The organism is Roseateles sp. GW821-FHT09B06 (genome assembly GCF_059418245.1).
Genome location: NZ_JBWKPM010000030.1, coordinates 1 through 19,781 on the forward strand (window position 1 = coordinate 1; position 19,781 = coordinate 19,781).

Annotated in this window: 16 protein-coding genes and 1 tRNA gene; 9 read left to right on the top strand and 8 right to left on the bottom strand. The window is 66.8% G+C overall.

Features of this window, described 5'->3' with window-relative positions; all coding sequences use genetic code 11:
- Positions 1-456: 456 nt before the first annotated feature.
- On the bottom strand, positions 457-2,190 hold the full coding sequence (locus tag AC07OQ_RS20385) for a site-specific integrase (protein ID WP_495055014.1): 1,734 nt from the start codon (positions 2,188-2,190) through the stop codon (positions 457-459).
- Positions 2,191-2,268: 78 nt separating this feature from the next.
- Positions 2,269-2,345: transfer RNA gene (locus tag AC07OQ_RS20390), tRNA-Met, on the bottom strand.
- A gap of 108 nt (positions 2,346-2,453) precedes the next feature.
- Between AC07OQ_RS20390 and ftsY the strand changes: the two genes are divergently transcribed.
- On the top strand, positions 2,454-3,518 hold the full coding sequence (gene ftsY, locus AC07OQ_RS20395) for a signal recognition particle-docking protein FtsY (protein ID WP_495054975.1): 1,065 nt from the start codon (positions 2,454-2,456) through the stop codon (positions 3,516-3,518).
- 95 nt (positions 3,519-3,613) lie between these two features.
- Here the strand turns inward: ftsY and ffh are convergent, their stop codons facing one another.
- The gene (gene ffh / locus AC07OQ_RS20400) at positions 3,614-5,005 is read right to left on the bottom strand and encodes a signal recognition particle protein (protein WP_495054976.1); all 1,392 of its coding nucleotides are present in this window, start codon (positions 5,003-5,005) and stop codon (positions 3,614-3,616) included.
- A gap of 46 nt (positions 5,006-5,051) precedes the next feature.
- Here ffh and AC07OQ_RS20405 point away from each other — a divergent pair, with 46 nt between their 5' ends.
- The 8 genes from AC07OQ_RS20405 (at position 5,052) to AC07OQ_RS20440 (ending at position 15,201) form a co-directional block, all read left to right on the top strand.
- Positions 5,052-5,873, top strand: coding sequence for a cytochrome C assembly family protein (locus AC07OQ_RS20405; RefSeq protein WP_495054977.1), 822 nt, complete (start codon positions 5,052-5,054; stop codon positions 5,871-5,873).
- A gap of 9 nt (positions 5,874-5,882) precedes the next feature.
- Positions 5,883-6,131, top strand: a complete 249-nt coding sequence (locus tag AC07OQ_RS20410; RefSeq protein WP_495054978.1) for a PP0621 family protein — start codon at positions 5,883-5,885, stop codon at positions 6,129-6,131.
- Positions 6,124-7,944, top strand: a complete 1,821-nt coding sequence (locus AC07OQ_RS20415) for a sensor histidine kinase (RefSeq protein ID WP_495054979.1) — start codon at positions 6,124-6,126, stop codon at positions 7,942-7,944. The genes AC07OQ_RS20410 and AC07OQ_RS20415 overlap by 8 nt, the downstream gene beginning before the upstream one ends.
- On the top strand, positions 7,941-9,482 hold the full coding sequence (locus AC07OQ_RS20420; RefSeq protein ID WP_495054980.1) for a sigma-54-dependent transcriptional regulator: 1,542 nt from the start codon (positions 7,941-7,943) through the stop codon (positions 9,480-9,482). The genes AC07OQ_RS20415 and AC07OQ_RS20420 overlap by 4 nt, the downstream gene beginning before the upstream one ends.
- 500 nt (positions 9,483-9,982) lie before the next feature.
- A complete protein-coding gene (locus tag AC07OQ_RS20425) occupies positions 9,983-12,895 on the top strand; it encodes a ribonucleoside-diphosphate reductase subunit alpha (RefSeq protein ID WP_495054981.1) in 2,913 nt (970 codons plus the stop codon).
- A gap of 241 nt (positions 12,896-13,136) precedes the next feature.
- Complete coding sequence (locus AC07OQ_RS20430; RefSeq protein WP_495054982.1) at positions 13,137-14,309, top strand: ribonucleotide-diphosphate reductase subunit beta; 1,173 nt, start codon at positions 13,137-13,139, stop codon at positions 14,307-14,309.
- Positions 14,310-14,451: 142 nt separating this feature from the next.
- A complete protein-coding gene (locus AC07OQ_RS20435) occupies positions 14,452-14,598 on the top strand; it encodes a hypothetical protein (protein WP_495054983.1) in 147 nt (48 codons plus the stop codon).
- Positions 14,599-14,613: 15 nt separating this feature from the next.
- Positions 14,614-15,201, top strand: coding sequence for a histone (locus AC07OQ_RS20440; RefSeq protein WP_495054984.1), 588 nt, complete (start codon positions 14,614-14,616; stop codon positions 15,199-15,201).
- Between the two features lie 106 nt (positions 15,202-15,307).
- On the opposite strand, the gene AC07OQ_RS20445 is transcribed toward AC07OQ_RS20440, so the two are convergent.
- The 5 genes from AC07OQ_RS20445 to aroQ all read right to left on the bottom strand — a co-directional run bounded on the left by AC07OQ_RS20445 (position 15,308) and on the right by aroQ (position 19,772).
- Positions 15,308-16,378, bottom strand: a complete 1,071-nt coding sequence (locus AC07OQ_RS20445; protein ID WP_495054985.1) for a zinc-ribbon and DUF3426 domain-containing protein — start codon at positions 16,376-16,378, stop codon at positions 15,308-15,310.
- Positions 16,379-16,415: 37 nt separating this feature from the next.
- Positions 16,416-17,315: a 50S ribosomal protein L11 methyltransferase gene (prmA, locus tag AC07OQ_RS20450; protein ID WP_495055015.1), complete on the bottom strand. Its 900-nt coding sequence runs from the start codon at positions 17,313-17,315 to the stop codon at positions 16,416-16,418.
- Between the two features lie 5 nt (positions 17,316-17,320).
- Positions 17,321-18,670 carry an acetyl-CoA carboxylase biotin carboxylase subunit gene (gene accC, locus AC07OQ_RS20455; protein ID WP_495054986.1) on the bottom strand — a complete coding sequence of 450 codons (1,350 nt, stop codon included), beginning with the start codon at positions 18,668-18,670 and terminating at the stop codon, positions 17,321-17,323.
- Between the two features lie 132 nt (positions 18,671-18,802).
- Positions 18,803-19,255, bottom strand: a complete 453-nt coding sequence (accB, locus tag AC07OQ_RS20460; protein WP_495054987.1) for an acetyl-CoA carboxylase biotin carboxyl carrier protein — start codon at positions 19,253-19,255, stop codon at positions 18,803-18,805.
- Positions 19,256-19,328: 73 nt separating this feature from the next.
- Positions 19,329-19,772, bottom strand: coding sequence for a type II 3-dehydroquinate dehydratase (gene aroQ, locus AC07OQ_RS20465; RefSeq protein ID WP_495054988.1), 444 nt, complete (start codon positions 19,770-19,772; stop codon positions 19,329-19,331).
- Positions 19,773-19,781 lie beyond the last annotated feature (9 nt).

A 19,781-nucleotide genomic window follows, 5' to 3' on the forward strand; every position in this document is an offset into this window, starting at 1 on the left:
GGCTAGGGTTCATACGTGGGTCAGGTTTGAACGGAAATCAGTGACGGTTGAGGGTCAGTTCTTGCCGGAAATCAACACGGGGTCAATTTCCATGGAAATTGACCCCCTCTTGGACACTATCGCAGGACTGGCATGCCGCATGGTTTCGTCCGATCCTAGAGCGAAAGGTTGGAGTTCCCGTCAGCCTAGATCTTTGCGGCGAACCGCCGCTTTACTTCAGAACCTGCCGACGGGCCGGTCATCCTGAACGACGGCAGCCAGCCTCCGGTCCAAGCCGCTCGCACGGCAACTGCTCCGGCAGCCACCGTTGATCTCGACCGAGCACGCCTGACAACGTCGCTCTGGAAGCCAATCGGCCTTGCCCTTCAACAGGAGCAGGACCAGGCGCAAGGAACCGCGGGCGACCATAGCGCACTGCCCACGACGCGAAATCCACGCCAGCAGCGGTTGGCGAGTTCATGCCGCCAGCCGCTCAAGCACCTCATCCGTGTAGCTATGCCGCTGTGCAGGCCAACCCGTCCGAAACTCCCCGGCGATCTTCCGGGTGTGCTCTTGAACCAGATCAGACGCGCGTCGCAGGCGCTTGTAGTCCAGCGGCAAGATAACGGCACGCTCCAGAGCCTCCTTCAGCGGCAAGATGGGGTACTCGGTGCCGAGCCGAGCGATATCCGACTGGGTGTAGGTGGTGTGGTGCACGCTGCGAGCCTGCTCCTCAGTCAACGTGCCCTTCCGGATGGCGTGCTCCTGCGCTTCATGGCCGCAGATCTGCATCGCGTGCGACAAAGGAACGCCTGCGTCGTGAAGCACATTCACCACCGTATGCCTGAAGCTATGGAACACAAGCTGGGGCGATGTCAGGCCGATGACGTCAAGGTTGGCTGCAAACCTGACTGACTGCGTCTTGGACGGATCCCTCAACGCCGTGGGGGTCGTCCAATCCCTATTCGGGAACAGGTACTCCGCGCCCAGGCGCCGCAGGTGCTTGACGTACTCGATGAACCCCAGGTCAATCAGCGGCTGCGTGATCGGCAGGCGGCGGACGGAGTTGCTGTTCTTCGCACCTTCTTCGGGCACATCGATGTACCAGACGTCCACCTCACGGATGTGGCCGATGTCGGACAGCTTGCGATTGACGACCTCACCGAGCCGACAGCCAAGGTGCGCGCCCAGGAGCGGACTCCAATAGTGGTCCGGGTCGCGAGTGTGCGCCAGGTAGTGTTCGGGCTTGAAGATCTTGACGAAGTCGTCGTTGCGGAACGGCAGATAGTGGAAATCATCGGCGGTGGCTTGGGCCTGCCACGCCTCTCGCGCATCCTTCAAGCCGTGGACGGGGTTCTTCAGGGCGACCTTCTCGACGTCGACCAGGAAATCGAAGAAGTGGTTCAGGTCCGACAGCTTCCTGATGAGTGTCAGGGGTGCCGCGCCGGCCTTGCCCTCGCCATCTGGCGCATCTCGCTTCCCCGGACGCTCTTGCTGCTCGCGCATGAAGCCTCGCAGGTGGGGCGTGTCGATCAGGTGGACGAGCGGATCGTCGCCCAGTTCCGGGTGCTTTCGCTGCAGGTATTCCACCAGCAGTTCCAGCAGTCGGCTCTTGTCATCGGCGGTCCGGTCTTTCTGAGTCGAGAGCTCCTTGCCGTAACGGTTGCGATAGGCCCTGCGCGCAGCCGCCATGCGCATCGTGTAGCTCGGTGCGGGCATGGCCATGGCGTACTGGGCGGGCGTGGCCACGAACTGCTGCGCCGGCTGGCCCGGCAGCATGATGGCGCTGGCCGAGGTGGCGCGCTCGGCCTGGTCCGCCAGACTGTTCAGGTAGCGCGCCCGAGCCTTCATCTGGTCGAGGATGGCTTGCTCGATCTCGGGCTTCTTGTCAAGGAAGCGCAGCAGTCGCTCCTGGTCGTCGTCGTCGGAGGCGGAAATGCCACCTGGCAGTGTCCAGGTGTTGATGGCGTGTCGGAGGTGCGTGTCCACGTGAGCAGTTCTTTCGTTGAAGGGAACACGCTCCAGCAGCGCGTTCATGTACGAAGAAATGCTACGTGCGACGGTCAGGCTTTTCGTGCCGAGGGACCGTCTTAACTCCTGTTTAGTTTGGCCGTTTTCGGCAGGGCCCAACTTTGCTGGGCCTAACAGGATGCGGATGAAGAAGATGCCGGATTTTTTCTGGTAAAGACGCGCCGGTCGCCGGATGCCCATGATCAAGTGGACCTCTCAGGTGGACCCCGGAAAAGACAAACCCCTGGTAAATCATTGATCTACCAGGGGTCTAGGTGTTGGTGGCGCTTCAGGGATTCGAACCCCGGACCTGCGGATTATGATTCCGTCGCTCTAACCGGCTGAGCTAAAGCGCCTCAAGCCCATAAGTATAGCCAACTTTTAGAGGACAATGCAAGTGTCGCCGAGGCATTTTTTTTGACCCGCTTTCGGCCCCTGCACCGCACCTTCGCGAAGAGTCCTCGATGTTCAGTTTTCTCAAGAAGAAGTTCGGCGCCGCTCCGGCGCCTGCGCCCGTCGAGGCGCCGGTCGCCGTACCGCCGCCCCTGCCTCCTGTGGCCGAGGCGGCCCCTGCACCAACTGCAGCCATGGAGGTCGCCGCGGCTGTGCCGGCGCCGACCCCCGAAGCGCCGCGCAAGAGTTGGCTGGACAAGCTGCGCCAGGGGCTGCGCAAGACCGGCTCCAGCATTGCCCAGGTCTTCACCGGCACGCAGATCGACGATGCCCTGTATGAAGAGCTGGAGGCCGCGCTCCTGATGGCCGATGCCGGCGTCAAGGCCACCGAGTTTCTGCTGGAGGACCTGAAGCGCCGCGTCAGGGAGGCCAAGGCCACCGAGCCGGCCGCCGTGCGCGGGCTGCTGGTCGAGGCGCTGAGCGAGCTGCTGCGCCCGCTGGAAAAATCGCTGGCGGTGGGCGAAGCGAGCCCGACCGTGATGATGGTGGTGGGCGTCAACGGTGCCGGCAAGACCACCAGCATCGGCAAGCTGACCCGCCATCTGGCCGATGCCGAGCAGAAGGTGCTGTTGGCCGCGGCCGACACCTTCCGCGCCGCGGCGCGCGAGCAGCTCTCGGTGTGGGCCGACCGCACGCGCGTCGAGATCGTCAGCCAGGAGGGCGGCGATCCTTCGGCCGTCACCTTTGATGCGGTGGTCGCGGGCCGCGCACGCGGCTGCGATGTGGTGATCGCCGATACGGCGGGCCGCCTGCCCACGCAGCTGCACCTGATGGAGGAGCTGAAGAAGATCAAGCGCGTGATCGCCAAGGCCCAGGAGGGCGCGCCGCACGAGGTGCTGCTGGTGGTGGACGGCAACACCGGCCAGAACGCGCTGGCCCAGGTCAAGGCCTTCGACGACGCGCTGGGCCTGACCGGCCTGATCGTCACCAAGCTGGATGGCACGGCCAAGGGTGGCGTGCTGGCGGCGATCGCCCGCGAGCGCGCGATCCCGGTCTACTTCATCGGCGTGGGCGAGAAGCTGGAAGACCTGCAGACCTTCAGCGCGCGCGAGTTCGCGCAGGCCTTGCTCGAGTAGCACCGACCGCATTGATCCAGCGGAGCCCGACGATCCGGCTTTGCCGGGCGTTCGGGCTCGCCCCTTGAGGGGGCCTGCGAAGCAGGTAGGGGGTGTTACTTCAACCCCGGCGGCATCATGCCGCCCAGGCCTTTCATGCCGCCCATCTTCTTCATCATCTTCATCAGGCCGCCGCCCTTCATCTTCTTCATCATGCCCTGCATCTGGTCGAACTGATTCAAGAGGCGGTTGACTTCCTGGATCTGCACGCCGGCGCCGGCGGCGATGCGGCGCTTGCGGCTGGCCTTGCTCTTGCCGTCCATCAAGAGGCTGGGCTGGCGGCGTTCCTTGGCGCTCATCGCGTTGAGGATGCCTTCCATGCGCTTCATGTCGCGCTCGGCCTTGTCCATGTCCTGCGCGCCGGCCTTGGCGGTCATCTGGGTCGGCAGCTTGTCCATCAGGCTGGACAGGCCGCCCATCTTCTTCATCTGCGAGATCTGGGCCAGGAAGTCGTTCAGGTCGAAGCCGTCGCCGCTCTTGAGCTTGTTGGCCAGCTTCTCGGCCGCGGCCATGTCCACGCCCTTGGTGACCTCTTCCACCAGCGCGACGATGTCGCCCATGCCCAGCACGCGGCCGGCATGGCGTTCGGCGTCGAACACCTCCAGCCCGTCGATCTTCTCGGACACGCCGGCGAACTTGATCGGCGCGCCGGTGATCTGGCGCACCGACAGCGCGGCGCCGCCGCGCGAGTCGCCGTCCAGCTTGGTCAGCACCACGCCGGTCAGCGGCAGCGCGTCCTTGAAGGCCTTGGCGGTGTTGATCGCGTCCTGACCCTGCATCGCATCGACGACGAACAGGGTCTCCACCGGGTTCAGGGTGGCGTGCAGATCGCGGATCTCGGCCATCAGGGCCTCGTCGATCGCCAGACGGCCGGCGGTGTCGACCAGCAGCACGTCGAAGTAATGCTTCTTCGCGTAGTCGATCGCGGCCAGCGCGATGTCATGCGGCTTCTGATCCGGCGCGGAGGGGAACCACTCGCCGCCGGCCTGTTTGGTGACCGTCTTCAACTGCTCGATGGCGGCCGGGCGGTAGACGTCGGCCGAGACCGTCAGCACCTTCTTCTTGCGCTTCTCGATCAGATGCTTGGCCAGCTTGGCCGTCGTCGTGGTCTTGCCGGCGCCCTGCAGGCCGGCCATCAGGATCACGGCCGGCGGCTGGGCGGCCAGATTGATATCGGCCACGCCCTCGCCCATGGTGGCGGCCAGCTCCTTTTGCACCACCGAGACCAGCACCTGGCCGGGGTTAAGCGAGCCCACCACCTCCTGGCCCAGCGCCTTCTCCTTGACGCGGGCGATGAAGTCGCGCACCACCGGCAGGGCCACGTCGGCCTCCAGCAGGGCCATGCGCACTTCGCGCAGCATGTCCTGCACATTGCTTTCGGTGATGCGGGCCTGTCCGCGCATTGTCTTGACAAGCTGGCTCAGGCGATCGGTCAGGGTGGAGGCCATGGGGGAGGCGCCGCGGCGGAGCGGGCGCGCAAATTACACTGTGGCGATGATTTTATCGTTCGCGTCCTCGGGCCTGCCCGCGACCCTGCTGGCGGCCAGCAGTCTGGTGGCCCTGCTGGCCTATGGCGCGGCCGCGTTGACGCCGGAGACGACCGGCGGCGCCAGGCTGCGCGGCCTGCTGGTGCTGGCCTGGCTGGCGCACCTGGCGGCCCTGGTGCTGGACATTGCCGGGCTGGGCCTGGCAAGACCTGGCGCCCGCTTCGGCTTCGCGCCGGCGCTGTCGATGACCCTGTGGCTGGTGCTGGCCGTCTATATGGTGGAAAGCCGCTTCGTGCCGCTGCCCGGCGCGCGGCGCGTGCTGGCCGTGCTGGCCGCGCTGGCGGTGCTGCTGGCCTGGGGCTTTCCGGGCGAGAGCCGGCCGCTGGCGGTTTCGCCCTGGGCGCCGCTGCACTGGGTGATGGGCCTGGCCTCCTACGGCCTGTTCGGCGTGGCCGTGCTGCATGCGGTGATGCTGAACCGGGCCGAACGCCAGATGCGCCTGAAGAGCCCCAAAGGTCAGGCCGGCATGCCGCTGCTGCGCCTGGAGCGCCTGACCTTCCAGTTTGTCGGGGCCGGCGTCGTGGTGCTGTCGCTGGCCCTGCTGCTGGGCTGGTGGTTCACGCCGCATTGGCGCTGGGACCACAAGAACCTGCTGTCGATGCTGGGCTGGTTGGTGCTGACCGGCCTGCTGACCGGCCGGCGGGTGTTCGGCTGGCGCGGCCGGCGCGCCACGCGCTGGCTCTATTTCGGCGCGGCCCTGTTGCTGCTGGCCTATGCCGGCTCGCGCTTCGTGCTGGAAGTTTTGCTGCAACGCGGTGCGGGCTACTGAACGACACGCATGAAATACCTGTTGCTGATCCTGATCGTCGGGCTGGTCTTCTTTGTGCTGGGGCTCAAGCGCAGCCGCCCGCCGGCGCCGCCGGCGCGCCGCGCCGAGCCCGAGAAGCCCGCCGCCAGCGCCCCGGACATCGTGGCCTGTGCGCAATGCGGCCTGCATGTGCCGCGCAGCGAGGCATTGCCCGGGCGGGGAGGCCTGTTCTGCAGCGCCGCGCATCGCGCGGCCTTCGAGGCCGAACAGGGTGCGTGAACGCCGCGATCCGGCCACCGCGGCCGGTGCCGCGCGCGCCTGGTTCGGCGCCGCTGGCAGTGACAGCAGTGCCATCGACAGCGATCTGATCGATGGGGTGGAGGGCGATGCGGGCGCCGACTCGCAGTTCTTCTTCCGCCAGGGGTTCCGCCCGGTGAAGGCCGGCGACACCACCTTCCAGCGCTTGTACCGCGCCTGTCTGGCCGCGCGCGCCGCCCTCGGCATGGCGCTGCTGGGCACCCAGGTGCTGGTCGGCATGCTCGGGACGGCGATGCCCGCCTGGGCGCTGCCGCTGTGCGGCTTTTATGCGGTGCAGGCCCTGATCCAGTGGTTCCTGCCGCGGCTGCAGCATGGTGTCACGCCCCAGTCCTTTGCGCGCCTGAGCAGCCCGCGCTGGTGGGCCAGCATCGGCCTGGACCTGGGCTTGTTCAGCATGCTGCACCTGCTCGATCGCGGCAGCGGGTTCAGCTATGGCGCGCTGCTGGTGATGCCGGTGCTGATGGCGGGCGTGCTGACGCCGCGCCTGCTGGCGCTGGCGACCGCATCCATGGCCGCCCTGGTCATGTTGGGGGTGGGCTGGTGGCACATGCTGCTCGGCGCCGATGTCGGCCTGCGCATGACCCAGGCGGGGCTGGCCGGGATGGGCTTTTTCGTCGTCGGCCTGCTGGCCAGCGAACTGGCGGGGCGTCTGGCGCGCGAGGAGCGCGCGGCGCGCGGCAGCATGGAGCTGGCACGCCAGCAGGCACAACTGAGCCGGCTGGTGATCGATGAGATGCAGGAAGGGGTGCTGGTGGTGGACCGGCGCGGTCATGTGCGGGCCGCCAACCCGGCCGCGCGCGGCCTGCTGTCGGCCGGCAACCTGGTGCGCACGGCGCCATTCCCGCTGCACGGCGTGGCGTCCTGGGAGCCCCTGGTGCAGGCGGTGGATCGTGCCTTCGCCGACGGCGCCTGGCCGGCCGAGGGGCGCGACGTGGGCTTGCCGCTGGCGCCCGGCGAGATGCGCAGCCTGCGGCTGCGCATGCGCTTCACGCGTCGGCGCGAAGGGCAGGGTACCGAAGACCTGTGCGTGCTGTTCATCGAGGACATGCGCAATGTGCTGGCGCGCAGTCGACAGGAGAAGCTGGCCGCGATGGGGCGCGTCTCGGCCGGCATCGCGCACGAGATCCGCAATCCGCTGGCGGCGATCGACCAGGCCAATGCCCTGCTGGCCGAAGACTGCGTCGACCCGCACGCGCAGGCGCTGACCGCCATGGTGGCCTCCAATGTGCAGCGCCTCAAGCGCATCGTGGACGACGTGATGGAGCTGGCCCCCGGCCTGCCGCCGCAGCCGGTCAGCCTGGATGTGGTCGCGCTGGTGCGCGAGGCCTGCGCCGACTGGGCCAAGACCAACAAGCTGCCGCCGGGAGATCAAAGCCCGCTGAACCTGCAAATGCCCGAGCAGGCGCTACTGGTCGCCTTCGAGCCCGAGCATCTGCGGCGCGTGCTGATCAATCTGCTGGACAACGCGCTGCGCCATGCCGCGCCCGGACCCGGCGCCCTGCTCGTGAGCCTGCGCGCCCAAGCCGAGCAAGGGGTGCGGCTCAGCGTTTTCAGCGCCGGCGAACCGATCGCTCCGGACGTGGAGCGTCATCTGTTCGAGCCCTTTTTCTCGACCCGTAGCCGCGGATCGGGTCTCGGCCTGTATATTTGCCGCGAGCTGTGCGAGCGCTATGGCGGGCGCATCGATTACCAGCGCCAGCGCGCAGCCGGGCACAGCGGCAACGAGTTCGTCATCACCTTGCGGCGCCTGCCGGCCGAGACCCCATTCCCATGAATGCTGCCCCCGCCTACAGCCTGCTGGTCGTCGACGACGAACCCGATCTGCGCACGCTCTACGAGCTGACCCTGCTGCGCGAGGGCTACGAGCTGGACACCGCCGGTTCGGTGGAAGAGGCCATCGCCCGGCTGAGCGAGCGGGGCTACAGCGCCGTGATCACAGACATGCGTCTGCCCGATGGCACCGGCCTGGACGTGCTGGACTGGCTGGAGCAGCAGAGGCGGCCCGAGAAGGCCCTGGTGATCACCGCCTTCGGCTCGGCCGAGAACGCGGTGGAGGCCCTGAAGGCCGGCGCCTACGACTACCTGACCAAGCCGGTGGACCTGCGCCAGTTTCGCAGCGTGGTGGCCTCGGCGCTGGGGCGCCAGCCGTCCGCTGCGCCGTCCGCCGCACCGCCGGCCCAGAGCTTGCCGGCAGAGCGGTCGCCGCGTCCGGCCGCGCGCCCGCGCGGGGCTAGCGGGGTTATCGCGCCGCCGCCGGCCGCTGCGACCCTGCATCGGCTGGCCGGTGATTCGGCGGCCATGCAGCAGGTGCGGGTCCTGATCGCCAAGGTGGCGCGCAGCATGGCGCCGGTGCTGCTGCAGGGCGAATCGGGCACGGGCAAGGAGCTGGTGGCCCGCTCCATCCACGAGTCCAGCCCGCGCGGCGCGCGCGCCTTCATCGCGGTGAACTGCGGCGCCATTCCCGAGCAGCTGCTGGAGGCCGAGTTCTTCGGCTTCCGCAAGGGCGCCTTTACCGGCGCCAACGAGGACCGCGAAGGCTTCTTCCAGGCCGCGCACGAGGGCACCCTGTTCCTCGACGAGATCGGCGACCTGCCGCTGGCGATGCAGAGCAAGCTGCTGCGCGCCATCCAGGAGCGCTCGGTGCGGCCGGTCGGCGCGGTGGCCGAGGCACCGGTCAATGTGCGCATCCTCAGCGCCACCCACAAGGACCTCTCGGCCGAGGTGGCGGCCGGGCGCTTTCGCCAGGATCTGTTCTACCGTTTGAACGTGATCCAGATCCGCGTGCCGCCGCTGCGCGAGCGCATCGAGGACCTGGGGGCGATCAGCGAACGGGTGCTGGAGCGCATTGCGCGCGATGCCGGCGTGTCGACGGCGCCACGCCTGGCCGCGGCGGCCCTGTCGCAACTGGCGCGCTACGCCTTTCCCGGCAATGTGCGCGAGCTGGAGAATCTGCTGCACCGGGCGCTGGCCCTGTCCGGCGGCGAGATCATCGCCGCCGAGGACCTCGGGCTGCCCGAGGCCCTGCTGGACGATGCCCGCCAGGCGGCCTTGGATGCGCCGGAGGAGGGCGCGCCCGCGGTACCGCTTGCCCTGCTCGCGGGCAATGGCGGCGACGACACCCCGCTGCCCCAAGACCTGGCCCTGTATCTGGACGAGGTCGAGCGCAATATTCTGTTGCGGGCCCTGGAGCGGCATCGCTTCAACCGCACGGCGGCGGGCGCTTCCTTGGGGCTTTCCCTGCGCCAGATGCGCTATCGGATGGCGCGGCTGGGCATCATCGAAGGTGCCGGCGTGGACGCCGAGGGCGGCTGAGCCGCCATCGAGGCTAGTCCTGACGCGGCCTGGCAGCCCGATTCGTGCTGCAAGCCAGGCCCGGCGCGGGCCTGGCAGGGCGATCTCGCTGTTCATCGAGTCCGGCGCCGAGCCCGCCGCCATCGGGCCCTTCGCCGCGTGACTCGCTAGCGCGATCGCTCCCTCAGGTCAACGGGGTTTGAACGCTATCGGTAGTGCTTGAAGCGAGCATGCCCGCTAGATATAGTGTTCTCCATGGTATCCTTCTGACCTCGGCAAGACCCGACATGCTTCAAGCATTTGCAGCTGCCACGCCCGCCACCGCCCTGTTCTTGGCGGGGTACAAGAGGTGGGCATCGAGGTCAGCAGAAGGGGTGCCGGTGCCGCTCGATTTCAGTCGTGCGAGCGCCCGGTCGCCTCAAGCCAGCAACAAAACCGAATGCGATTCCAGGGCAGCGCGCCGCTCGCCCGGGCATTGCGTTCTTTGATTCGAACAAGACACGCAGACGAGGATTTTTGATATGCAAACCGTTGTAGCCAGCACCTCATCGGACACGGTCGCCCAGCACGCTCACGGCGCGAGCGCTGCGGTGGCGCATTCCTCGGCCTACCAGGCCTACCAGATCATCCGCCGCAACGGCGCGGTGGTGTCCTTCGAGCCCAGCAAGATCGCCGTGGCTCTGATGAAAGCCTTTCTGGCGGTGCATGGCACCAGCGGCGCGGCCTCGGCCAGCGTGCGCGAGACGGTGGACGGCCTGACCGAGAACGTGGTGCGCGCGCTGCTGCGCTCGCGCCCGGCCGGCGGCACCTTTCATATTGAAGACATCCAGGACCAGGTCGAGCTGGGCCTGATGCGCGGCGGCCATCACGAAGTGGCGCGCGCCTATGTGCTGTACCGCGAGCGCCGCGCGCAGGAGCGCGTGGCCAAGGGCGAGGCGGCCGTGGCCTCCTTGCCGGAGTCCGGCCTGAGCGTGATCGACGGCGGCCAGCGCGTGCCGCTGGATATCGCTCAGCTGCAGGCCCTGATCGGGTCCAGCTGCGAAGGCCTGGGCGCGGACGTCAAGCCCGAGCCCATCATCGCCGAGACCAAGCGCAATCTGTACGACGGCGTGCCGATCGACGAGGTCTACAAGGCCTCGATCCTGGCCGCCCGCACCCTGATCGAGAAGGATCCCGGCTACAGCCGCGCCACCGCGCGCCTGCTGCTGCACACGATCCGCCGCGAGATCATCGGCGGCGAGGTGAGCCAGGCCGAAATGCAGTCGCGCTATGCCGACTACTTCCCCGGCTATATCAAGAAGGGCGTGCAGGCCGAGCTGCTGGACGAGAAGCTGCAGCAGTACGACCTGGCCCGCCTGGGCGCCGCGCTGAAGGCCGAGCGCGACCTGCAGTTCGACTACCTGGGTCTGCAGACCCTGTACGACCGTTACTTCCTGCACATCGGCGAGCAGCGCATCGAAATGCCGCAGGCCTTCTTCATGCGCGTGGCCATGGGCCTGGCGCTGAACGAGATCGACCGCGAGGCGCGCGCGATCGAGTTCTACGAGGTGCTGTCGAGCTTCGACTTCATGAGCTCGACCCCGACGCTGTTCAACTCCGGCACGCGCCGCTCGCAGCTCTCCAGCTGCTACCTGACCACGGTGGCCGACGATCTGGACGGCATCTACGAGGCGCTGAAGGAGAACGCACTGCTGTCCAAGTTCGCCGGCGGCCTGGGCAATGACTGGACCCCGGTGCGCGCTTTAGGCTCGCACATCAAGGGCACCAACGGCAAGAGCCAGGGCGTCGTGCCCTTCCTGAAGGTGGTGAACGACACCGCCGTCGCGGTGAACCAGGGCGGCAAGCGCAAGGGCGCGGTCTGCGCCTATCTGGAGAGCTGGCACCTGGACATCGAGGAGTTCCTGGAGTTGCGCAAGAACACCGGCGATGATCGCCGCCGCACCCACGACATGAACACCGCGAACTGGATCCCCGATCTGTTCATGCGTCGTGTGATGGATGGCGGCGACTGGACCCTGTTCAGCCCCTCGACCTGCCCGGACCTGCACGACCTGTTCGGCAAGGCCTTCGAGAAGGCTTACTGCGAGTACGAGGCCAAGGCCGACCGCGGCGAGATCAAGCTGTTCAAGCGCATGCCGGCCAAGGACCTGTGGCGCAAGATGCTGTCGATGCTGTTCGAGACCGGTCATCCCTGGATCACCTTCAAGGACGCCTGCAATGTGCGCTCGCCGCAGCAGCATGTGGGCGTGGTGCATTCGTCCAATCTGTGCACCGAGATCACGCTGAACACCAATGACAACGAGATCGCGGTCTGCAACCTCGGATCGGTGAACCTGGTCCAGCATCTGAAGGACGGCGCCAACGGCAAGGAAATTGACCACGAGAAGCTGAAGAAGACGGTGGCCACGGCGATGCGCATGCTGGACAACGTCATCGACATCAACTACTACGCGGTCAAGAAGGCGCGCGACTCGAACCTGCGTCACCGCCCGGTGGGTCTGGGGATCATGGGATTCCAGGACGCGCTGTACGCGCTGCGCACGCCCTACGCCTCCGACGCCGCGGTGGAGTTCGCCGACCGCTCGATGGAAGCCGTTTGCTACTACGCCTACTGGGCCTCCACCGAGCTGGCCGCCGAGCGTGGCCGCTACTCGAGCTACCGCGGCTCGCTGTGGGACCGCGGCATCCTGCCGATCGACTCGCTGGACCTGCTGGCCGAGGCGCGCGGCGGCTATGTCGACGTGGATCGCAGCGTCAGCCTGGACTGGGACGCGCTGCGCGGCCGCATCGCGACCCACGGCATGCGCAACAGCAACTGCGTGGCGATCGCCCCGACCGCGACCATCTCCAACATCATCGGCGTCGATGCCTCGATCGAACCCTGCTTCGGCAATCTGTCGGTCAAGTCCAACCTCTCCGGCGAGTTCACCGTGATCAATGAATCGCTGGTGCGCGACCTGAAGAAGCTGGGTCTGTGGGACGACGTGATGGTGATGGACCTGAAGCATTTCGACGGTTCGCTGCGCCGCATCGACCGCGTGCCGGAAGAGCTGAAGGCCCTCTATGCCACCGCCTTCGAGGTCGAGACGCAGTGGCTGGTGGAAGCCGCCGCGCGCCGCCAGAAGTGGATCGACCAGGCGCAGAGCCTGAACATCTACATGGCCGGCGCCTCGGGCAAGAAGCTGGACGAGACCTACAAGCTCGCCTGGCAGCGCGGTCTGAAGACCACCTACTACCTGCGCACGATGAGCGCCTCTTCCGCCGAGAAGAGCACGGTGAGCAAGGCCGGTCAGCTGAACGCGGTGTCGAGCGGCACGCCGGCGGTGATGTCGGCGCCCGCTGCAGCGGCGCCGGTCGTCGCGGAAGAGTCGCTGCCGGCGACCGACATGAAGTTCTGCTCGATCGACAACCCGGACTGCGAAGCCTGCCAGTAAGAGAAGAGGCAAGACCTGGCCGCGCAAGCGGCCGGTCTTGCATGAACGCCCGCGATGCGAGTGTTCATCGATGCAAACGCCGATCGGGTGTCGGCGCTGCATCGATGAATGCTTGACCCGAGGACCTTGTGCGTGCCGCCGCTTCGATGCAGCACAGCAACAGCGAGAGGGTCTCGCTGTCAAGAAGTCCTTGGTGTTTGAACACAACACTCTGATAATTCAACGCGATAGGAAGTCCACCATGTTGGTTTGGGAAGAAGACCTGAAGCCCTCTCAAAGCGCAGCACATAGCGCCACCGCGAACGCAGCACCGAGCAAGGCTCCGGTCGCGCGTGCAGCAGTCTCCGCGCCCCAAGCCAGCACCGCCACTTCCAGCTCGGCCCAGGCCGCCAGCCAGCGCCGCGTCAACGCGGCCGACAAGCGCATCATCAACGGCCAGACCGACGTCAACCAGCTGGTGCCCTTCAAGTACAAATGGGCCTGGGAAAAGTACCTCGCCACCTGCGCCAACCACTGGATGCCGCAGGAAGTGAACATGTCGCGCGACATCGCCTTGTGGAAGGACCCGAACGGTCTGACCGAGGATGAGCGCCGCATCATCAAGCGCAATCTCGGCTTCTTCGTGACCGCCGATTCGCTGGCCGCCAACAACATCGTGCTGGGCACGTACCGCCACATCACGGCCCCCGAGTGCCGCCAGTTCCTGCTGCGCCAGGCCTTCGAGGAAGCGATCCACACCCACGCCTACCAGTACATCGTCGAGTCGCTGGGCCTGGACGAGAGCGAGATCTTCAACGCTTACAACGAAGTCAAGTCGATCCGCGACAAGGACGAGTTCCTGATCCCCTTCATCGAGGCGATCATGGATCCGAACTTCGTCACCGGCACGCCCGAGGCCGATCAGACCCTGCTGAAGAGCCTGATCGTGTTCGCCTGCCTGATGGAGGGGCTGTTCTTCTACGTCGGCTTCACGCAGATCCTGGCCATGGGCCGCCAGAACAAGATGACCGGCGCCGCCGAGCAGTACCAGTACATCCTGCGCGACGAGTCCATGCACTGCAACTTCGGCATCGACCTGATCAACCAGCTCAAGGCCGAGAACCCGCACCTGTGGACGACCGAGTTCAAGGCCGAGATCAAGGCCCTGTTCCTGCACGCCGTCGAGCTCGAGTACCGCTACGCCGAGGACACCATGCCGCGCGGCGTGCTGGGCCTGAACGCCTCGATGTTCAAGGGCTATCTGCGCTACATCGCCAACCGCCGTGCCACCCAGATCGGACTGGAGGAGCTCTTCCCCAACGAAGAGAACCCCTTCCCCTGGATGAGCGAAATGATCGATCTGAAGAAGGAACGCAATTTCTTTGAAACCCGCGTCATCGAATACCAATCCGGTGGCGCTTTGAGCTGGGACTGAGATCGGACGCAAGACCGGCCATGCGGGCGGTCTTGTGCGATCGAAGCCGAGCCGCCCGCAAGCGGCTGGGCCGAGCAGACAGAGGCCGAAGAAGAGCCTTCACGCTGCGCAGTTTCCAGGTATGTGAGAGATCAAGATCCGCATGACCCTGACCGCGGCCATAGAAGCCAAGGCAGGTGAATGCAACCCCATTCACCGTACCGGGGCGCTCCTCCTGGGTGACTCTCGGATGGTGAATAACCGCTATGCGATGGACCGGTCCATCGCGGGCGGTGCTCTTTCCACTTGATCAAGGAGAACTGAAATGGCAACTGCAAAGAAGGCTCCGGCCAAGAAGGCCGCTCCCGCGAAGAAGGCCGCTCCGGCCAAGAAGGCGGCTCCCGCGAAGAAGGCCGCTCCGGCCAAGAAGGCGGCTGCTCCCAAGAAGGCCGCTCCGGCGAAGAAGGCGGCTGCTCCCAAGAAGGCAGCACCGGCGAAGAAGGCGGCTGCTCCCAAGAAGGCAGCACCGGCGAAGAAGGCGGCTGCTCCTAAGAAGGCTGCACCGGCGAAGAAGGCGGCTGCTCCCAAGAAGGCTGCACCGGCCAAGAAGGCGGCTGCTCCCAAGAAGGCTGCACCGGCCAAGAAGGCCGCTGCTCCCAAGAAGGCTGCACCGGCGAAGAAGGCCGCTGCTCCCAAGAAGGCTGCGCCTGCCAAGAAGGCCGCTGCTCCCAAGAAGGCTGCCGCTGCTGCCAAGCCGCCTGCCAAGAAGGCTGCGAAGAAGCCGGCTGCCAAGAAGGCTGCCCCTGCTCCCGCTGCCCCTGCCGCTGCGAAGCCTGCTGCATCGGCGCCGGCTGCCAAGACGGCTCTGAGCCCTCAGGCCGCTTGGCCCTTCCCGACCGGCAACAAGCCCTGAACGGAACAGGCCTGATCGGCCTGAACCAAGCAAAACCCGGCCTCGGCCGGGTTTTTTTTGGGCGGATGGGACCGAGGGTGTCGCGGGTACCGCGATGCTGCGAGGCTCAGGGGTGGAAGATCACCACGTGGTAGCCGCTGACCTTCTGTGTGCCGGTGCTGAACACGAGTTGCAGCGGCTCCTCGCTGTGCCCGGCGATCGCGCTCTTGCTGGACGCGAGCTCCGCGGGCTTGAGCATGCGCCGAGCCACCTGGGCGCCGCTGGCGTCGGTGAGGCTCAGGTCCACCCAAGGCAGTGCCACCGGATAGGCGGCCTTGTTGCGCAGCATCACGCTGAGCTTGTAGTGATTGCCGGAGCCGGCCTGCGTCAGGCCACTGCTCTCGACCTCCAGTGCGTCGATGCGCTTCCAGGGCTCCAGCGTGCAGCCTGCCAGGCCGCAGAACGACTGCAACAGGGGGCGGCTCTGCGGATGGATGGCGAGCAGGGCGTTGCGGTACTGAAAGGTCAGTTGCAGCAGCAGCGCGACCAGCAGCAGCGCGGCGGCCAGCGCCAGCGCGATGCGCATGCCCGGCCCATTCCAGCGGCTGCGGGCTGGGCGCCCCTGGCGCAGGAAGCTGGCCTGGGGCGCGTCGGCCGTCGCGGCCTCGCTCGGAGGGATCAGACCCTGCTCCATGGGGCCGGCCGTGGCGCCGCGATCCTGCTGCAGGGTCGTCAGCGAGGGGGCCAGGGTTACATCGTCGGCACGCAGTTCGGGCAGGGCTGCCGAGGGCTCGGCGACCGGCTCGGCCGCGCCCGACCAGTAGGGTTCGCGGCGTGACGGCGCTTCGGGCAGGGCGCTGATGGGGAAACCTGCCGCGTCGCCGTCGTCCACGCGAGAGCGCATGGGCAGGTCCGGAGGCAGCGCGGCCGGCTCGGCTTCCAGATCGGGCTCAGGCTCGAGGACATGGGCCGGCGCGGCCATCGTCGGCTCGGGCTCGGTCGCGAGCGGCTCGGCCTGCTCGGTCTGTAGCGCGGGCCAGGGCGGCGGAGCCTCGCGGTCCATGTCGAACAACTGCTCGCGGGCGTCGAACACCTCGGCGCAGCGGCCGCAGCGCACCCAGCCTTCGGAGACGCGCAACTGATCCTGCACCACCCGGAAGATGGTGCCGCAAGCGGTACAACGGGTGGCGAGGCTCATGGCCGGCATCATGCCATGGGACATCGGTCCTGCATGCTCAGACGCGCTGTGCCGTCATCAGGATCCAGCCCTCTTCGCTGTCGCTGACGTCCAGCTTCAGCCAGGGCGCGTAGGCCGCCTTCAGCTCGTCGGCCTGGCGCTCCAGGATGCCGGCCAGCACCAGGTGCGCGCCGGGGGCCAGGTGTTGACACAGCAGCGGCGCCAGCAGCTTCAGCGGCGTGGCCAGGATGTTGGCCAGCACCAGCGGGTACTCGCCCTTGGCCGCATCGGGCAGGGCGGCGTGGATGCGCTGCGGCACCTGGTTGGCCTCGGCGTTTGCCACCGTGGCGGTGACGGCCGCCGGGTCGATATCCACCGCGTCGATCTGCTGCGCGCCATGCAGGGCCGCGCCGATCGCCAGGATGCCCGAGCCGCAGCCGTAGTCCAGCACGCGGTCCCAGCCCGGGGCCAGGTCTTGATGGCGGGCGATCCAGCGCAGGCACATGCGCGTGGTCGGGTGGGTGCCGGTGCCGAAGGCCAGGCCCGGGTCCAGGCGCATGACGGTCGTTGCCTGGGCCGGTGCCTCGTGCCAGGAGGGCACGATCCAGAACGCGGGCGTGATCTCGACCGGCGCGAACTGCGACTGGGTCAGCCGCACCCAGTCCTGTTCGGGCACGGCCTGGATGGCCTGTACATGCACATCGGCCGCCCAGTCCTGCGCCAGCAGCAAGGTCACGCATTCGGTGGCCTCGGCCTCCTCGGCGAACAGGGCCTTGACGACCGAGCGCTGCCAGCCGGGCTTGGGCGCCGGCATGCCGGGCTCGCCGAACAGGGCATGCTCGGCCTCGGTGTCGGCATCGGCGTCCTCCACCGAGACCGACAGCGCGTCCAGCTCCATCAACGCGTCGCTGACGGTCTCGACCGCCTCCTCGCTGCAGACCAGCACCAGTTCGAACATCATGCTCATCGCTTGTGGTCGCGCATCCAACCCTCGAGATAGTGGATGCTGGTGCCGCCTTCCATGAACTTGGCGTCGGCCATCAGTTCGCGGTGCAGCGGGATGTTGGTCGAGATGCCTTCCACCACCGTCTCCGACAGCGCGATGCGCATGCGCGCCAGCGCCTGCTCGCGGGTGTCGCCGTGCACGATGATCTTGCCGATCATCGAGTCGTAGTTGGGCGGCACGAAGTAGTTGGTGTAGGCATGCGAGTCGACGCGCACGCCGGGGCCGCCGGGGGCGTGCCAGGTCGTGATGCGGCCGGGCGAGGGCGTGAACTTGACCGGGTCCTCGGCGTTGATGCGGCATTCGATCGCATGGCCGCGCATCTCGATATTGCGCTGCGCGAACGGCAGCTTCTCGCCGGCGGCGATGCGGATCTGCATCGCGACGATGTCGATGCCGGTCACCATCTCGGTCACCGGATGCTCGACCTGCACGCGCGTGTTCATCTCGATGAAGTAGAACTCGCCGTTCTCGTAGAGGAACTCGAAGGTGCCGGCGCCGCGGTAGCCCATCTTCTTGCAGGCCGCCGAGCAGCGATCACCGATCTTCTCGATCACGCGGCGCGGGATGCCCGGCGCCGGTGCTTCCTCGATGATCTTCTGGTGGCGGCGCTGCATCGAGCAGTCGCGCTCGCCCAGCCAGACGGCGTTCTTGTGGCCGTCGGCCAGCACCTGGATCTCCACATGGCGCGGGTTCTCCAGGAACTTCTCCATATAGACCTGCGGATTGCCGAAGGCCGCGCCGGCCTCGGTCTTCGTGGTCTGCACCGCGTTGACCAGGGCCGCCTCGGTGTGCACGACGCGCATGCCGCGTCCGCCGCCGCCGCCGGCCGCCTTGATGATCACCGGGTAGCCGACCGCGCGGGCGATCTTGACGATCTCCTTCGGATCGTCGGGCAACGCGCCCTCCGAGCCGGGCACGCAGGGCACGCCGGCGCGGATCATCGCCTGCTTGGCCGAGACCTTGTCGCCCATCATGCGGATGTTCTCGGGCGTCGGGCCGATGAAGACAAAGCCGCTGCGCTCGACGCGCTCGGCGAAGTCGGCGTTCTCGCTGAGGAAGCCGTAGCCGGGGTGGATGGCCTCGGCATCGGTCACCTCGGCGGTGGCGATGATGGCCGGCATGCTGAGGTAGCTCTGGGCCGAGGGCGCCGGGCCGATGCAGACGGCCTCGTCGGCCAGCTTGACATATTTGGCGTCGCGGTCGGCCTCGGAGTAGACGACGACCGACTTGACACCCAGTTCGCGGCAGGCCCGCTGGATGCGCAGGGCGATCTCGCCCCGATTGGCGATCAGGATTTTCTTAAACATGGCAGTTGCTCAGCGCGCAAGGCGCAACGCGGCAAGAGAGCCCTTCCAGCGGCTGTCGTGGAACCGGCTTTGCCGGGCCGCCGACAGCGCCCCCTTGAGGGGGCCGGCGAAGCCGGTAGGGGGTGGGTTTCATTATTCGATGACGAACAGCGCCTGGCCGAATTCCACCGGCTGGCCGTTCTCGACCAGGATCTTGGTGATGGTGCCGGTCTTGTCGGCCTCGATCTCGTTCATGATCTTCATCGCCTCGATGATGCAGATCGCTTCGCCTTCCTTGATCTGCTGGCCCACCTCGGCGAAGGCCTTGGCGTTCGGGCTGGAGGCGCGGTAGAAGGTGCCCACCATCGGCGACTTCACCAGATGGCCGGTTTCGGCGGCCGGGGCGGGCGCGGCGGCGGGCGCGGCCACCGGGGCGGCGGCCACCGGGGCGGCCGGCGCCATGGCCGGCATGGCCATCATCGGCACGCCGGTCGTTCCGTCGGACTTGACGATGCGCACCTTGCCGTCGGCCTCGGTGATTTCAAGTTCGGAAATGTTCGACTCGGACACCAGGTCGATCAGGGTCTTGAGCTTGCGCAGATCCATGATGAAAGTTCTCCAACGGAATGGGTTGTTGTGTTGTTCCAGTACCGGCTTCCACGGGAGCCCGGTCGGGGGTTCAGGCCCGGCTGCCCAGCTTGGCGATGGCGTATTGCAGGGCCAGTTGATAGCCCTGGGCACCCAGTCCGCAGATCACGCCGTCGGCGAGCTCGGAGAAGAAACTGTGGTGCCGGAATGCCTCGCGCTTGTGGATATTCGACAGATGGACTTCGACAAAGGGCAAGGCAACCGCCGCCAGCGCATCGCGCATGGCCACGCTGGTATGCGTGTAGGCAGCCGGATTGATGATGATGAAGCGACAGCCGTCGCGGCCCGCGGCCTGGATGCGGTCGACCAGGGCACCTTCGTGGTTGCTCTGGAAGGATTCCAAAGTGATTCCGGCTTCGGCTGCGATCTTCAACAGATCAGCATCGATCTGAGGCAAAGTTTTCGAGCCGTAGACCCCGGGCTCCCGAGTTCCCAGGAGATTGAGGTTGGGTCCGTGAATGACAAGAATCTGCATCGGCAGCGC

Coding starts and splice junctions, on each gene's coding strand:
- AC07OQ_RS20405 (WP_495054977.1), top strand. CDS start 5,052: ATGATTTTATCGTTCGCGTCCTCGGGCCTGCCCGCGACCCTGCTGGCG.
- ffh (WP_495054976.1), bottom strand. CDS start 5,005: ATGGCCTCCACCCTGACCGATCGCCTGAGCCAGCTTGTCAAGACAATG.
- AC07OQ_RS20435 (WP_495054983.1), top strand. CDS start 14,452: ATGACCCTGACCGCGGCCATAGAAGCCAAGGCAGGTGAATGCAACCCC.
- AC07OQ_RS20410 (WP_495054978.1), top strand. CDS start 5,883: ATGAAATACCTGTTGCTGATCCTGATCGTCGGGCTGGTCTTCTTTGTG.
- AC07OQ_RS20445 (WP_495054985.1), bottom strand. CDS start 16,378: ATGAGCCTCGCCACCCGTTGTACCGCTTGCGGCACCATCTTCCGGGTG.
- AC07OQ_RS20420 (WP_495054980.1), top strand. CDS start 7,941: ATGAATGCTGCCCCCGCCTACAGCCTGCTGGTCGTCGACGACGAACCC.
- ftsY (WP_495054975.1), top strand. CDS start 2,454: ATGTTCAGTTTTCTCAAGAAGAAGTTCGGCGCCGCTCCGGCGCCTGCG.
- AC07OQ_RS20430 (WP_495054982.1), top strand. CDS start 13,137: ATGTTGGTTTGGGAAGAAGACCTGAAGCCCTCTCAAAGCGCAGCACAT.
- AC07OQ_RS20385 (WP_495055014.1), bottom strand. CDS start 2,190: ATGGGCATCCGGCGACCGGCGCGTCTTTACCAGAAAAAATCCGGCATC.
- AC07OQ_RS20440 (WP_495054984.1), top strand. CDS start 14,614: ATGGCAACTGCAAAGAAGGCTCCGGCCAAGAAGGCCGCTCCCGCGAAG.
- aroQ (WP_495054988.1), bottom strand. CDS start 19,772: ATGCAGATTCTTGTCATTCACGGACCCAACCTCAATCTCCTGGGAACT.
- accB (WP_495054987.1), bottom strand. CDS start 19,255: ATGGATCTGCGCAAGCTCAAGACCCTGATCGACCTGGTGTCCGAGTCG.
- AC07OQ_RS20425 (WP_495054981.1), top strand. CDS start 9,983: ATGCAAACCGTTGTAGCCAGCACCTCATCGGACACGGTCGCCCAGCAC.
- accC (WP_495054986.1), bottom strand. CDS start 18,670: ATGTTTAAGAAAATCCTGATCGCCAATCGGGGCGAGATCGCCCTGCGC.
- prmA (WP_495055015.1), bottom strand. CDS start 17,315: ATGTTCGAACTGGTGCTGGTCTGCAGCGAGGAGGCGGTCGAGACCGTC.